Raw genomic sequence first — 15,408 nt, forward strand, 5'->3', positions numbered from 1 at the left:
CCAGAGAGAAACGGGAAATGGCGACGATCAAGGATGTAGCGGCCATGGCGGGCGTGTCGTTTACGACCGTCTCGCACGTGGTGAACAATTCGCGGCCGGTGTCCGCGGACGTGCGTGCGAAGGTCGAGGTCGCGATCCGCGAGCTGAACTACGTGCCGTCGGCCGTCGCCCGCTCGCTGAAGGCGCGCGCGACCGCAACCATCGGCCTCGTCGTGCCGAACAGCACGAATCCGTACTTCGCGGAGCTGGCGCGCGGCATCGAGGACCAGTGCGCGGCGAACGGCTATTGCGTGTTCTTCTGCAATTCGGACGACGATCCGGTCAAGCAGCGCAACTACCTGCGCGTGCTGCAGGAAAAGCGCATCGACGGGCTGATCGTCGCGTCGGCCGGCGAGGATGCCGTGCTCGCGCAGACGCTCGCGGATGCGCATGCGCCGCTCGTCGTCGTCGACCGCAACATCGAGGGGCTCGCGGCCGATCTCGTGCAGATCGACCACGAGCGCGGCGCGTACCTCGCGACGCGCCATCTGCTCGAGCTGGGCCACGCGAAGATCGGCTGCATCACCGGGCCGACCGACACGGCCGTCAGCGCGATGCGCGTGCACGGCTTCATCCGCGCGATGGCCGAACGCAGCGTCGACATCGTGCCGGGCGCGATCGCCGAAAGCGACTTTTCGTGCCTCGGCGGCTATCACGCGGCGGCACGGCTGTTCGAGACGGTGCAGCCGAGCGCGATCTTCGCGGGCAACGACCTGATGGGCGTCGGCGCGCTGCGCGCGGCGGCCGAGCGCGGGATACGCGTGCCCGACGACTGCTCGATCATCGGCTTCGACGACATCGAATTTTCGCGTTACACGTATCCGGCGCTGTCGACGGTCGGCCAGTCGGTGCGCGCGCTCGGCGAGATGGCCGCGCAGACGCTGATCGAGCGGATCGGCGGCGGCGCCTCGGTCGCGCCGAGCCGGCGTCGCGTCGTATCGCCGCGCCTCGTGCTGCGCGAATCGACCGCGGTGTACCGCGAACCGGCCGCGGCCGGCCCGCGCGCATGACCGCGCCGGTGGCAGGCGCCGGCCGCGTGACGGTGGTCGGCAGCCTCAACATGGATCTCGTCGTGCGGGCGCCGCGGCTGCCGCTGCCGGGCGAGACGCTGGCCGGCCATGCGTTTGCCCAGGCAGCGGGCGGCAAGGGCGGCAACCAGGCCGTCGCGGCGGCGCGCCTCGGCGCGCGGGTCGCGATGATCGGCTGCGTCGGCGCGGACGCGCACGGCGCGGCGCTGCGCGCCGGCCTCGAAGCGGAGGGCATCGACTGCGCGGGGCTCGCGACCAGCGCATCGGCGTCGACCGGCGTCGCGCTGATCGTCGTCGACGACGGGAGCCAGAACGCGATCGTGATCGTCGCGGGCGGCAACGGCGAGGTCAGCGCCGACACGGTCGCGCGCCACGAAGCCGCGCTGGCGGCCGCGGACGTGCTGATCTGCCAGCTCGAGACGCCGCCGGACGCCGTGTTCGCGGCACTGTCGGCCGGCCGGCGGCTCGGCCGCACGGTCGTGCTCAACCCGGCCCCGGCCGTTGCGCCGCTGCCGTCCGGCTGGCTGCCGCTGGTCGACTACCTGATCCCGAACGAACTCGAAGCGGCCGCGCTGACGGGGCTGCCGGTCCGCGACCCGGCGGACGCCGAGGCCGCCGCGCGTGCGCTGCAGGCCGGCGGCGCGCGCAACGTGCTGATCACGCTCGGTGCGCGCGGCGTGCTCGCGCTGACGGCCGACGGCAGCGCGCGCCACTATCCGGCGCCGGCCGTGCAGGCGGTCGACACGACGGCGGCCGGCGACACGTTCATCGGCGGCTTCGCCGCGCAGATTGCGGCCGGCGCGGACCTCGACGCGGCGATCCGCTTTGCGCAGCGCGCGGCGGCGCTGTCGGTCACGCGCGCGGGCGCGCAGCCGTCGATCCCGACGCTCGCCGAACTCGCCGCCTAGCACCGCAAAGGGCCGGATCGCACGCGCGACCGGCCCACGCGTGCTGCCTGCCCGCGCTTTTTCCTCATCCACCCGATACAGCGGCCAATCTCCGGTCGTTTTTCCTCGCTCGCCCACCCAGCGCGTGTCGAAGAAGAATGCGTCGATTGTTCTGGAATTTGTAATAGACAGACGAATCGTTCACTTATTTGATGTGAAAACCATCAAGTTGCGCGCTGCGCGGTCGTAAATGCACGGGGCGAAGCACCGCCCTGAAGCGACGGGCCCGGCCCGTTCATACGACGCAACACAGGAAGGATGATGGTGTTCAGAAACCTGACGATTCGTGCGCGCATCGGTATCACGATGGCGTTTCTTGCCGCGCTGCTGGCCGCGATCGGCGTGCTGGGGCTATACGGAATGACGCGCGCGAACGATTCGACGCGCGACATTTTTACCAACCAGATGCCGAGCGCGGTCGATGTCGCGAGCGCGGAACTGTTCGCGGCGCGCGAGCGCCTGGCGCTCGACCGCGCGGCGCTGCTGGCCGGTACGGCCGATTCGGCGGCGGCGATCGCGCGCAGCCGCGAGATGCGTGCGCAGTCCGACGCATGGTGGCAGAAATATCTCGCGTTGCCGCGCGGCCCGGAGGAAGACCGGCTCGCGCAGGACGTCGCCGCGAAACGGCAGGCGCTGCAGCGCGGCTGCGACGCGTTCGCCAGCGTCGTGACGTCCGACCAGCGCGACCGGATCGGCGACGGCGCGAAGGAGCTTCAGGCGCGCTACAACGACCTCGCGGTCGCGAGCGAGGCGCTGCGCAACTTTCAGTTCGCCTATGCGCAAACCGGGTTCGACCACGCCGAATCGGTGCATGCGACGATGCAGGTGCTGTCGATCGTCGCGCTGGTGGCCGGCTTCGGCGCCGCGCTGCTGTCGTGGCTGACGCTGAGCCGCGCGATCGGCCGCCCGCTGGCCGATGCGCTCGCGCATTTCGACGCGATCGCCGCCGGCGACCTGCGCCGCGCGATCGTCGTGCAGCGCCGCGACGAGATGGGCCAGTTGCTCGACGGCGTCGCGAAGATGCAGCGCGGGCTCGTCGATACGGTGCGCAGCGTGCGCGGCGGCAGCGAGTCGATCGCGACCGCGGCGCGGCAGATCGCGGCGGGCAATATCGACCTGTCCTCGCGCACTGAAGAGCAGGCTGCTGCATTGCAGGAAACCGCGTCGAGCATGGAGCAGCTGACCGGCACCGTGAAACAGAACGCGGACAATGCACGCCAGGCGAGCGCGCTGGCCGCCAACGCGTCGGAGATTGCGAACCGCGGCAATACGGTGGTCGGCCAGGTCGTCGGCACGATGGGCGAGATCAACCAGAGTTCGGCGAAGATCGCGGACATCATCGCGATCATCGAAGGCATCGCGTTCCAGACCAACATCCTCGCGCTGAACGCGGCCGTCGAGGCTGCGCGTGCCGGCGAGGAAGGGCGCGGCTTCGCGGTCGTCGCGGGCGAGGTGCGCAGCCTCGCGCAGCGCTCGTCGACCGCGGCGAAGGAAATCAAGGCGCTGATCGACGCGTCGGTCGAGCGCATCCGCACCGGTTCGACGCTCGTCGACGAAGCGGGGCGCACGATGACCGACGTGATCGGCGCGGTGCAGCGCGTGACCGATATCATGGGCGAGATCGCGGCGGCGTCCGAAGAGCAGAGCGGCGGCATCGACCAGGTCGCGCGCGCGGTCGCGCAGATGGACGAGGTCACGCAGCAGAATGCGGCGCTGGTCGAGGAGGCCGCGGCCGCCGCGCAGTCGCTCGACGAGCAGGCCGCGCGCCTGCGCGAGACGGTTTCGGTGTTTCGCGTCGATGACGAGGCGACGCCGTCTGCGGCGCCCGGGGCGGGCGCGCTGCATGCGACGCCGGCGCCGGCATCGCGTCCGGCCCGGGCGCCCGTTCCGGCTGCCGCACGCGACGGCCGCGCTGCACCGTCGCGGCGCACGCCCACGCCCGCTGCGTCCGCGCAACCGGCGCGCGAGCCGTCCGCCGCAGCGACGCCGGTCGCCGCCGGCGCCGACGACTGGGAGACGTTCTGAGCCGCGCGCGACGCATCTATCCCCATTTGATGACGCACGACGCCCGCCGCTCGCGGGCGTCGTCGTTTCGGCGGCCGACACGATCCGGTCACGCGCGGATCGTTGCATGTCGCGGGATGCACGATGGGTACGTCGGGCCGCGCATCCGCGTCGGCGGTGCGGGTATTTCCGTAAGGGCGCTGTGAAAAAAATTTGTAACGGCGCGCGTCGCGTGTCGTCCGAAACGTCGCTTCGAACGTATAGGGATGAAGGGGAGGCGCAGGCGGTGACGGACTGTCCAACGCAGGAGAGGTTCCGTCGTTCGACGAGACGCGGCGGATGCAGTTTGTGCGGCTCGGGAAGTCGATTGTAGAGCGACGAAATGCGTTGTCCAAGCCGTGTGACGAGAATGACGAACTTCATACAAGGAGTTCGTGAAAAAAAATAAGAAAGGGTTTAGGATGAATTCGAACGCGCTTGCTTCTGCGCAGTCATAGAAGGCAGGCACGTCTTCAGACATAGGCGAGGGAGGTAGCATGGATATTTACAGCAGCTTCGCGAACCGCTTCGAAAAAACGCGAGAGGAAGAGCTCTCGCTTGAGGAGTATCTCGCGCTCTGCAAGAACGATCCGTCCGCGTATGCTACGGCCGGCGAACGCATGCTGGCTGCAATCGGGGAACCAGAACAAATCGATACCCGCAACGATCCGCGGCTGTCGCGGATCTTTGCGAACAAGGTCATCAAGGTGTATCCGGCGTTCCGCGAGTTCTACGGAATGGAGGAGGTGATCGAGCAGGTGGTCGCGTACTTCCGCCACGCTGCGCAAGGGCTCGAAGAGAAGAAGCAGATCCTCTATCTGCTTGGTCCGGTGGGCGGCGGCAAGTCGTCGATCGCCGAGCGTCTCAAGCAGCTGATGGAACGCGTGCCGTTCTATGCGCTGAAGGGCTCGCCCGTCAACGAATCGCCGCTCGGGCTGTTCGACTACGACGAAGACGGCCCGATCCTCGAAGAGCAATACGGCATCCCGCGCCGCTATCTGAAGAGCATCCTGAGCCCGTGGGCCGTCAAGCGCCTGCACGAGTACAACGGCGACATCCGCCAGTTCCGCGTCGTGCGCCGCTATCCGTCGATCCTGCGGCAGATCGGCATCGCGAAGACGGAGCCGGGCGACGAGAACAATCAGGACATCTCGTCGCTGGTCGGCAAGGTCGACATCCGCAAGCTCGAACAGTACGCGCAGGACGATGCCGACGCGTACAGCTACTCGGGCGGCCTGTGCCTCGCGAACCAGGGCCTGCTCGAATTCGTCGAAATGTTCAAGGCGCCGATCAAGGTGCTGCACCCGCTGCTGACCGCCACGCAGGAAGGCAACTTCAAGGGCACCGAAGGTTTCGGCGCGATTCCGTTCGACGGCGTGATTCTCGCGCACTCGAACGAGTCGGAATGGAAGGCGTTCCGCAACAACCGCAACAACGAGGCGCTGCTCGACCGGATCTTCGTCGTGAAGGTGCCGTACTGCCTGCGCGTGTCGGAAGAGGTGAAGATCTACGAGAAGCTGATCCGCAACTCGTCGCTCGCCGAAGCCGTGTGCGCGCCGGGCACGCTGAAGATGATGTCGCAATTCTCGGTGCTGTCGCGGCTGCACGAGCCGGAGAATTCGAGCCTGTTCTCGAAGATGCAGGTGTACGACGGCGAGAACCTGAAGGACACCGATCCGAAGGCGAAGTCGTACCAGGAGTATCGCGACTACGCGGGCGTGGACGAAGGGATGACGGGCGTGTCGACGCGCTTCGCGTTCAAGATCCTGTCGCGCGTGTTCAACTTCGATTCGAGCGAGGTCGCGGCGAACCCCGTGCACCTGATGTACGTGCTCGAACAGCAGATCGAACGCGAGCAGTTCCCGCCGGAAACCGAGCAGAAGTACCTGTCGTTCGTGAAGGACGTGCTCGCGTCGCGCTACGCGGAGTTCATCGGCAAGGAGATCCAGACGGCGTACCTCGAATCGTATTCGGAGTACGGGCAGAACATCTTCGATCGCTACGTCACGTACGCGGACTTCTGGATCCAGGACCAGGAATTCCGCGACCACGATACGGGCGAGAGCTTCGACCGCGCCGCGCTGAACGCGGAGCTGGAGAAGATCGAGAAGCCGGCCGGGATCAGCAATCCGAAGGATTTCCGCAACGAGATCGTGAACTTCGTGCTGCGCGCACGGGCGGCGAACGCCGGCAAGAACCCCGTGTGGACGAGCTACGAGAAGCTGCGCGTCGTGATCGAGAAGAAGATGTTCTCGAATACCGAGGAACTGTTGCCGGTCATTTCGTTCAATGCGAAGGGCTCGGCCGAGGAGCAACGCAAGCATGAAGACTTTGTGAACCGGATGGTCGCGAAGGGCTATACGCCGAAGCAGGTGAGGCTGCTTTGCGACTGGTACCTGCGCGTGCGCAAGTCGTCATGACGCGCGCGGTACCGCGCCCGTGCGGGCCCTCCGCACGGGCAACCCCAGAGACGCCGCCCGCATGACGGGAGACGGCATGTGCGGCGAGCGTCCCGGCAAATCGACATTCGAGCGGGAGACCGGGAGTGCTTCATCAAATCATCGACCGCAGGCTGGCCGGCAAGAACAAGAGCATTGCCAATCGCGAACGCTTCCTGCGTCGCGTCAAGAACTACATTCGTCGCGCCGTGTCGGACGCGGTGCGCGATCGTAGCATCAAGGATATCCAGAGCACGCAGAGCATCACCATTCCGCGCAAGGACATCGCGGAACCGACGTTCCGCCACGGGCCGGGCGGGCGTCGCGAATACGTGCATCCCGGCAACGAAGACTACGTGCGCGGCGACAAGATTCCGCGCCCGCAGGGCGGCGCGGGCGGCGGCGGCAGCCAGGCCAGCAACGAGGGCGAAGGGCAGGACGACTTCGTGTTCGAGCTGTCGCGCGACGAATTCATGCAGTATTTCTTCGACGATCTCGAACTGCCGCGGCTCGTGAAGACGCACCTGCTGACGGTGCCGAGCTGGAAGAACGTGCGCGCGGGCTGGTCGGCGGAAGGCACGCCGAACAACATCGACGTCGTGCGCTCGCTGCGCAGCGCGCTCGGCCGGCGCATCGCGCTCGGCTCGCCGCTCGTCAACGAGCTGCGCGAACTCGAAGCGCAGCTCGAGGCGCTCAAGAGCGACACCGAAGACCGCCGCGCGGAAATCGCGGTGCTCGAGGCGGAGATCCATCATCTGAAGGGGCGCATCTGGCGAATCCCGTTCATCGATCCGTTCGACCTGCGCTACATCAATCGCGTGAAGCAGCCGCAGCCGTCGAGCCAGGCCGTGATGTTCTGCCTGATGGACGTGTCGGGCTCGATGGACGAGCAGCGCAAGGACCTCGCGAAGCGCTTCTTCATCCTGCTGTACCTGTTCCTGAAGCGCAACTACGAGCGCATCGAGGTCGTGTTCATCCGTCACCATACGCGGGCGGAGGAGGTCGACGAGGACACCTTCTTCCATTCGACCGAAAGCGGCGGCACGGTCGTGTCGAGCGCGCTCGAGCTGATGCGCAAGGTGATGAACGAGCGCTACTCGCCGACGGAATGGAACATCTACGGCGCGCAGGCGTCCGACGGCGACAACTGGACTGACGATTCGCCGAAGTGTCGCAAAATCCTGGAAGAGGATATCCTCACGAAGACGCGTTACTTCGCGTATATCCAGGTTGCGCCGGAGGAGCAGAATCTGTGGCTGGAGTACGCGCAGCTGGCGCTGTCGCAACCGCATCTCGCGATGAAAAAAGTCGAATCGGCTGCCGACATCTACCCGGTCTTTCGCGAATTGTTCGAAAAGCAGGTGGAAATGTCATGACGACCCGCCACCTGCACAACGAGTCGCGCGGCTACCAGCCGCGCCCCTCCGGCGACGATACCGGTCATGCCGCACCGCAGCAGCGCGGCCCGGCCGGACCGTCGACGCCGGCCGCCGATTTGCCCGGTGCCGGGCAAAAGGAAGCGCGTATGAACGTTGCCGAACGCAAGCCGCTGCCGTGCCCGTCCGACTGGACGTTCGAACTGCTCGAGGAATACGACACGCATATTTCGCAGGTCGCCGAGCAGTACGAACTCGACATCTACCCGATCCAGCTCGAGCTGATCAGCGCCGAGCAGATGATGGACGCGTACGCGTCGGTCGGGATGCCCGTCAACTATCGCCACTGGTCGTTCGGCAAGCACTTCCTCGCGACCGAGAAGAGCTATCGGCGCGGCCAGATGGGCCTCGCGTACGAAATCGTCATCAACTCGAATCCGTGCATCGCGTATCTGATGGAAGAGAACACGATGACGATGCAGGCGCTCGTGATCGCGCACGCGGCGTATGGCCACAACTCGTTCTTCAAGGGCAACTACCTGTTCCGGCTGTGGACCGACGCGCACGCGATCATCGACTATCTCGTGTATGCGAAGAACTACGTCGCGGAGTGCGAGGAGCGCTACGGCCTCGATCGCGTCGAGGAACTGCTCGACTCGTGTCATGCGCTGATGAACTACGGCGTCGACCGCTACAAGCGGCCGCAGAAGCCGTCGCTGTCGAAGGAAGCCGCGCTGCGGCGCGAGCGCGAAGCGTACCTGCAGTCGCAGGTCAACGAGCTGTGGCGCACGCTGCCGGGCAAGAAGCCCGAGCAGATGGAAGAGCAGGAGGAGCGCTATCCGCCCGAGCCGCAGGAGAACCTGTTGTACTTCGCGGAGAAGAACGCGCCGCTGCTCGAGCCGTGGGAGCGCGAGGTGATCCGCATCGTGCGCAAGATCGGCCAGTACTTCTATCCGCAGCGGCAGACCCAGGTGATGAACGAAGGCTGGGCGACGTTCTGGCACTACACGCTGCTGAACACGCTCTACAACCAGGGCAAGCTGGAAGACGGCTTCATGATGGAGTTCCTGCATTCGCACAGCAACGTGGTCTATCAGCCGCCCGTCACGAAGCCGTATTACAGCGGGATCAATCCGTATGCGCTCGGCTTCTCGATGATGAGCGACATCCGGCGGATCTGCGAGTCGCCGACGGAGGAGGACTACAAGTGGTTCCCGGAAATCGCGGGCACCCCGTGGCTGCCGGCGATGCACTACGCGATGCGCAACTTCAAGGACGAGAGCTTCATCGCGCAGTACCTGTCGCCGCACCTGATCCGTGAGATGCGGCTGTTCTCGGTGCTCGACGACGACATGCGCGACGCGCTCGAAGTGTCGGCGATCCACGACGAGTCCGGCTACCAGTACGTGCGGCAGGCGCTGTCGCGGCAGTACGACATCCATCACCGCGAACCGAACATCCAGGTGTGGGCGGTGAACACGCGCGGCGACCGCAGCCTCACGCTGCGCCACTTCATGACCGACAACCGCCATCTGTCGAACGACAGCGACGAGGTGCTCAAGCACATGGCGCGGCTCTGGCAGTTCGACGTGTATCTGGAGAGCGTCGACGAGGCCGGCACCGTGCGCAAGCGCTACGAGTGCCGCTACACGCCGCCCGAGGTGCGCGTGTGATCGCGCGGCCGCGCGTGCAGGGTTTGCATCGGACGCCAGCCTTCGGGCTGGCGTTTTCATGTGACGAACGAATTACGGGAGAAAAATTTTCTACATCGGGACGAACCCGGAGAGCCTGTTACTTTACATTTCGCTAAAATCCCGTAGCGCCGTGCGCCGGAACCGGTGCCACGTGCGACTCCATGCGGCGGCGCGTCAGCCGTCACGCCCAGCAAGCACTATAAGGAACAGACCAACCCATGGACGTCCAGACCGACCAAGCCGCGCTGTCCGCGCACGATACCCGGCGGCGCGTGTTCGCGATCGTCGGCGCCTCGTCGGGCAACCTCGTCGAGTGGTTCGACTTCTACATCTACTCGTTCTGCGCGCTGTACTTCGCGCCGGCGTTCTTCCCGAGCGGCAACACCACCACGCAGCTGCTGAACACGGCCGGCGTGTTCGCGGCCGGCTTCCTGATGCGCCCGATCGGCGGCTGGCTGTTCGGCCGCATCGCCGACCGGCACGGCCGCCGCACCGCGATGATGATCTCGGTGCTGATGATGTGCGGCGGCTCGCTGGTGATCGCGGTGCTGCCGACCTACGCGCAGATCGGCGCGCTCGCGCCGGCGCTGCTGCTGGTCGCACGCCTGTTCCAGGGCCTGTCGGTGGGCGGCGAATACGGCACCAGCGCGACCTACATGAGCGAAGTCGCGCTGAAGGGGCGGCGCGGCTTCTTCGCCTCGTTCCAGTACGTGACGCTGATCGGCGGCCAGCTGTGCGCGCTGCTCGTGCTCGTGATCCTGCAGCAAACGCTGTCGCCGGACGACCTGAAGGCGTGGGGCTGGCGCATTCCGTTCGTGGTCGGCGCGGCCGCCGCGCTGATCTCGCTGTATCTGCGCAAGTCGCTCGACGAAACGTCGACCAGCGCGTCGCGCGACAAGAAGGACGCGGGCACGATCCGCGGCGTCTGGCAGCACAAGGGCGCGTTCTTCACGGTGGTGGGCTTCACCGCGGGCGGCTCGCTGATCTTCTATACGTTCACGACCTACATGCAGAAGTACCTCGTGAACACGGCCGGCATGCATGCGAAGACGGCCAGCAACGTGATGACCGTCGCGCTGCTCGTCTACATGCTGATGCAGCCGGTGTTCGGCGCGCTGTCCGACAAGATCGGCCGCCGCACGTCGATGATCCTGTTCGGCGCGTTCGCGGTGATCGGCACGGTGCCGCTGATGCATGCGCTGAAGGACGTGACGAGCCCGGTGGCCGCGTTCGTGCTGATCACGGTCGCGCTCGCGATCGTCAGCTTCTACACGTCGATCAGCGGCCTGATCAAGGCCGAGATGTTCCCGCCCGAAGTGCGCGCGATGGGCGTCGGCCTGTCGTACGCGGTCGCGAACGCGATCTTCGGCGGCTCGGCCGAATATGTCGCGCTGTGGTTCAAGTCGATCGGCAGCGAGGAAACCTTCTACTGGTACGTGACCGTGCTGTGCGCGATCTCGCTGATCGTGTCGTGGCGGATGCGCGACCCGAGCAAGGAAGGCTACCTGCGTCACGAGCCGTGATCGGCGGCGCGGCGACGGATCGGCTCGCCGCGATCGATCGCTGTAAAGGACAACGTCCCGCCACTTCGGCGGGACGTTTTTTTTTGCGCGTGCGCGCCGCTTCGCGTGAACGCGTGCAAGCTCATCGCGGCACATGCGATAACGATATCGAAATCGCTTCGTTGCCGGCTGCGGGCGATTTCCTTAATCTGGGCACGTAGTTCGTGTGACACCTCCTTGACTGGGATTCTCGCCCGCTGCTTGCAGCGGGCGTTTTTTTATCCCGGACGGCGCGCCCCGCGCTCATCACGAAACCCGCAGAGCAAAGCACCATTTGTTGGTTCGGATTCGCCGCGCGCGCTGATACGTTAGCGGCTTCGCGACGACACACCACGCCGCGATGTTCCTCGAACCGGCCGCCGCGCGATCCGCGGCGGCCTTCATAACAAATCAGGTCGTGCTCATGAAAATCCACACTCTCGCCGCGTGGCTCGTCGGGGTCGCGCTCGTCACCGCAGGCACCGCCGCGCATGCGGACCGTCTCGACGACATCAGGAAGGCCGGCGTGCTGCGCGTCGCGACGTTCGACAGCAATCCGCCGTTCGGCTATGTCGACGCGAAAAGCAATCACATCGTCGGTCTCGACGTCGACTACGCGAAGGCGATCGCCGACAAGCTCGGCGTGAAGCTGCAGCTTCAGCCGACCAACCCGGCGAACCGCATTCCGTTCCTGACTTCCGGCAAGGTCGACCTGGTGCTCGCGAACTTCACGATCACCGACGAGCGCGCGAAACAGGTCGACTTCAGCATTCCGTATTTTTCGTCGGGCCAGCAGTTTCTCGCGAAGAAGGGCGTGCTGAAGTCCGCCGATCAGCTGAACGGCCTGCGCGTCGGCGCGGACAAGGGCACCACCAACGAGATCACGCTGCGCGAGAAGTATCCGAGCGCGACGATCGTCGCGTACGACGACACGCCGTTCGCATTCGCCGCACTGCGCGCCGGCAACGTGCAGGCGATCACGCAGGACGGGCCGAAGCTGATCGGCCTGCTCGCGAACGTGCCCGACAAGCAGAACTACGAGATTCCGGCGTTCACGATCTCGAACGACTACATGGGCGTCGGCGTGCCGAAGGGCGAGACGCGCCTGCTCGGCTTCGTCAACGACACGCTGAAGGGGCTCGAGGCGAGCGGCCGCGCGGCGAAGATCTACGATGCGTGGTTCGGCCCGACCACGAAGACGCCGCTCACGCGCATCTTCCGCATCGGCGACAAGACCTGACCGGTCTGCCGCGATCCGCGCGCCGGCGCGACCGGCGCAGGCGGATCGCGGCGTGTTCCGCATCGCTTCGTTTTCTTCCGGTCGCGCGCATCGCGCGCGCCGTTCCCGCAACACCGCACCTACGTTTCCTATGCTCGCAGACCCCGGCATGCTCGGGTTGGCGCCCAAATACCTGTCGTGGCTCTGGCAGGGCTTCCTGCTGACGCTCGGTCTTGCGACCGCATCGGCGTTCGCCGCGACCGTCGGCGGCCTGTTGCTCGCGGTCATGCGGCATGCACGCGGCGCCGTGCCGCGCGCGGCGGCCGCCGCGCACATCGTCGCGTTCCGCAACACGCCGCTGCTCGTGCAGTTGCTGTTCTGGTATTTCGGCGTCGCGTCGCTGCTGCCCGACACGTGGATCGCCTGGCTGAACGCACGCCATGCGTGGCGCGCGGGCCCGCTCGCGCTCGCGTGGCCGTCGTTCGAATTCGTCGCGGGCTGGGTCGGGCTGAGCGCCTATACGGCCGCGTTCGTCGCCGAGGAATGCGCAGCGGGCCTGCGCGGCGTGCGACGCGCGCAGCACGATGCGGCGGCCGCGCTCGGCCTGACGCCGTGGCAGGCGCTGCGCTACGTGGTGCTGCCGCAGGCCGTGCGCATCGCGCTGCCGCCATTGTTCGGCCAGTACATGAATCTCGTGAAGAACTCGTCGCTGGCGATGGCGATCGGCGTCGCCGAGCTGTCGTACGCGTCGCGCCAGGTCGAGACCGAGACGTTCAAGACCTTCGCCGCGTTCGGCGTCGCGACCGTGCTGTATGTCGCGGCAGTCGCGGCGATCGAGGCCGGCGCGTATGCGGCCACGCAGTGGCGCGACCGGCTGCGGGCAGGGCGTTGACGATGGACTATTCGCTGCTGCTCGCCAACCTGCCGTACCTGCTCGTCGGCGCCTTCCCGGACGGCCCGCTCGGCGGCGCCGCGCTGTCCCTCGTGCTGGCCGTCGCGTCGGCGCTGGCGTCCGCCGTGCTCGGCGTGGCGCTCGGCGTCGCGATGGCGCTGGCGCGCGGCCCGGCGCGCGTGCTGCTGCTGGCGGTCATCGGCTTCTTCCGCGCGATTCCGGTGCTGATGCTGATTTTCTGGACTTACTTCCTGGTGCCCGTGCTGCTGCACAGGGACGTGCCCGGGCTCGCCACGGTCGTCTGCGCGCTCGCGCTGATCGGCGGCGCGTATCTCGCGCACGCGGTGCATGCGGGCATCGTCGCGGCGGGCGACGGGCAGTGGCAAGCCGGCCTGTCGCTCGGGCTCACGCGCTGGCAGACGGTGCGCTACGTGCTGCTGCCGCAGGCGATCCGGATCATGACGCCGTCGTTCGTGAACCAGTGGGTCGCGCTGGTGAAGGACACCTCGCTCGCGTATGTGGTCGGCGTGCCGGAGCTGTCGTTCGTCGCGACGCAGGTGAACAACCGGCTGATGGTGTATCCGGCGCCGATCTTCCTGTTCGTCGCGGCGATCTATCTGGTGCTGTGCACGTCGCTCGACGGCGCGGCGCGCTGGCTGCTGTCGCGCCGGCCGCGCGCGGAACGCGTCGCGCAGGCGGCGGCCGAGCGCACGGAGCCCGCGCGCTGACGGAACGTCGCGCCGCGCACGGCTGCCGTCGCGGTCAGGACGCCGCGTAGTGCGTGTTGAATACGGCGCGCAGCGTCGACTTGTCGGTCGCGAAATCGCCCCACAGCGGCCCGTCGTTCTGCACGAACGCGAACGGCGCGGTATCGATCGACGCGAGGCGGAAGCGCCATTCCGCGGCTTGCTGGCGGAACGCGGTGAGCTGCATGTCCGACAGCGCGGTCTGCGCGTTCGCGAGCGTGACGAGCGGATCGACCGGCTGGTTCGCGATGCGCACCTCGAAGTGCAGGTGCGGCCCGGTCGCCGCGCCGGTCATGCCGACCGAGCCGAGACGCTGCCCCTGCTTCACGGGTTCGCCGGTCCTGAGCCCGCGCGCGAACGCGGACAGGTGCGCGTAATAGGTCGAGTAGCCGTCGGCGTGATCGACGATCACGTAATGGCCGTAACCGCCCGGATCGGTGCCGACGAACGACACGACGCCGTCGGCGGCCGCGTCGACGGGCGTGCCGGTCGGCGCGGCGAGATCGACGCCGGTATGGAACGCCATCGCCTGCGACAGCGGATGGATGCGCTCGCCGAAGAACGAGCTGATGCGCGTCCACTTGACGGGCATCGTGAACGCGGCCGCTTCGAGCGGCGCGCCGTCGAGCGTGTAGTACGCGCCATGCTCGGCACCCGGCGCGCGGAACCAGATCGCGCCGAACGTGCGGCCTGCCACGCGCAGCTCGAGCGCGGTCAGGCGCGGCACGCCGTCGTTCTCGTCGAACGCGAGGCGGTAATAGTCGCCGCGCTTCGCGCTCGCGCGCATCTCGACCTTGCCGCTGACGAGATCGCCGAGCTGGATGCGCACTTCGGGCGGCACGTCGAGGCGGTTCAGCGTATCGGACAGCGTGAGTTCGATATTGCCCGCGCGCATGCCGTGCTCGGCTTCGGGCGGCGCCAGCGTAAACAGGCTTGCGTAGCCGAGCATGTCGTTGCGGTGCGCGCTGAGCGGCGCGAACAGGCCCGGCTGCGGGCTGCGCGCGCCGATCGTGCGGGCAAGCTCGCTCGTCACGAAATGCTGCGCGGTGGGAAAGGGCGTGTCGGACAGCACGCGCTGCGGCAGCACGGCTGTGCCGGCATCGACGGCGCCGGGCAGTTGCGACACGGCCGGCAGCGCGGCGGCCAGACCGAGTGCGGCCAGCGCGCCGAGCACGGCGGCCGGCACGAGCGCGCGCACGAAGCGCTGCGCGCGGCCGCGCGCGGAAGCATCAGGGATTGCAGCAGACTTGACCAAGGTGTCCACATCCAGGAAAGCGGTTCATCGGGGGTGTGGGCGGGGACCACCGGCGGCACATTCGTCGGACGGCGACGGGGCGGGCGGCGGGCGTGCAACAAAACAGGCCCCGCAAGGGGCCTGTGTCGTTTCCGTTCGACCCAACGCGCGGGCGGACCCGCTTCGAACGGCAGCGTGCATGGCGGGTCGA

General features: G+C 66.9%; 11 protein-coding genes. 10 read left to right on the plus strand and 1 reads right to left on the minus strand.

From position 1 onward, the window contains the following. Nucleotides 1-17: 17 nt before the first annotated feature. From WS57_RS26600 to WS57_RS26645, 10 genes are all read left to right on the plus strand, one after another. Nucleotides 18-1,049 carry a LacI family DNA-binding transcriptional regulator gene (locus tag WS57_RS26600; protein WP_059514608.1) on the plus strand — a complete coding sequence of 344 codons (1,032 nt, stop codon included), beginning with the start codon at nucleotides 18-20 and terminating at the stop codon, nucleotides 1,047-1,049. After that, nucleotides 1,046-1,975 (plus strand): ribokinase, encoded by a 930-nt coding sequence (gene rbsK, locus WS57_RS26605; protein WP_059514606.1) that lies wholly within the window; start codon nucleotides 1,046-1,048, stop codon nucleotides 1,973-1,975. The genes WS57_RS26600 and rbsK overlap by 4 nt, the downstream gene beginning before the upstream one ends. Nucleotides 1,976-2,275: 300 nt before the next feature. Beyond that, nucleotides 2,276-4,039, plus strand: coding sequence for a methyl-accepting chemotaxis protein (locus tag WS57_RS26610; protein WP_059514603.1), 1,764 nt, complete (start codon nucleotides 2,276-2,278; stop codon nucleotides 4,037-4,039). Between the two features lie 515 nt (nucleotides 4,040-4,554). Further along, nucleotides 4,555-6,477, plus strand: a complete 1,923-nt coding sequence (locus WS57_RS26615; protein ID WP_009695595.1) for a PrkA family serine protein kinase — start codon at nucleotides 4,555-4,557, stop codon at nucleotides 6,475-6,477. A 125-nt stretch (nucleotides 6,478-6,602) separates the two neighbouring features. Next, the gene (locus WS57_RS26620; RefSeq protein WP_009695596.1) at nucleotides 6,603-7,871 is read left to right on the plus strand and encodes a YeaH/YhbH family protein; all 1,269 of its coding nucleotides are present in this window, start codon (nucleotides 6,603-6,605) and stop codon (nucleotides 7,869-7,871) included. Further along, nucleotides 7,868-9,544, plus strand: a complete 1,677-nt coding sequence (locus WS57_RS26625) for a SpoVR family protein (RefSeq protein ID WP_040127378.1) — start codon at nucleotides 7,868-7,870, stop codon at nucleotides 9,542-9,544. The genes WS57_RS26620 and WS57_RS26625 overlap by 4 nt, the downstream gene beginning before the upstream one ends. Nucleotides 9,545-9,783: 239 nt before the next feature. Further along, nucleotides 9,784-11,088: an MFS family transporter gene (locus tag WS57_RS26630; RefSeq protein ID WP_040127379.1), complete on the plus strand. Its 1,305-nt coding sequence runs from the start codon at nucleotides 9,784-9,786 to the stop codon at nucleotides 11,086-11,088. A gap of 442 nt (nucleotides 11,089-11,530) precedes the next feature. Then, on the plus strand, nucleotides 11,531-12,346 hold the full coding sequence (locus tag WS57_RS26635) for an ABC transporter substrate-binding protein (RefSeq protein ID WP_009695601.1): 816 nt from the start codon (nucleotides 11,531-11,533) through the stop codon (nucleotides 12,344-12,346). A 148-nt stretch (nucleotides 12,347-12,494) separates the two neighbouring features. Further along, a complete protein-coding gene (locus WS57_RS26640; RefSeq protein ID WP_069245489.1) occupies nucleotides 12,495-13,217 on the plus strand; it encodes an amino acid ABC transporter permease in 723 nt (240 codons plus the stop codon). 2 nt (nucleotides 13,218-13,219) lie between these two features. Further along, nucleotides 13,220-13,945, plus strand: coding sequence for an amino acid ABC transporter permease (locus tag WS57_RS26645; protein ID WP_059514601.1), 726 nt, complete (start codon nucleotides 13,220-13,222; stop codon nucleotides 13,943-13,945). Nucleotides 13,946-13,979: 34 nt separating this feature from the next. On the opposite strand, the gene WS57_RS26650 is transcribed toward WS57_RS26645, so the two are convergent. Beyond that, the gene (locus WS57_RS26650; protein WP_040127381.1) at nucleotides 13,980-15,218 is read right to left on the minus strand and encodes a M23 family metallopeptidase; all 1,239 of its coding nucleotides are present in this window, start codon (nucleotides 15,216-15,218) and stop codon (nucleotides 13,980-13,982) included. Nucleotides 15,219-15,408 lie beyond the last annotated feature (190 nt).

The organism is Burkholderia pseudomultivorans (assembly GCF_001718415.1).
GTDB classification, from domain to species: domain Bacteria; phylum Pseudomonadota; class Gammaproteobacteria; order Burkholderiales; family Burkholderiaceae; genus Burkholderia; species Burkholderia pseudomultivorans_A.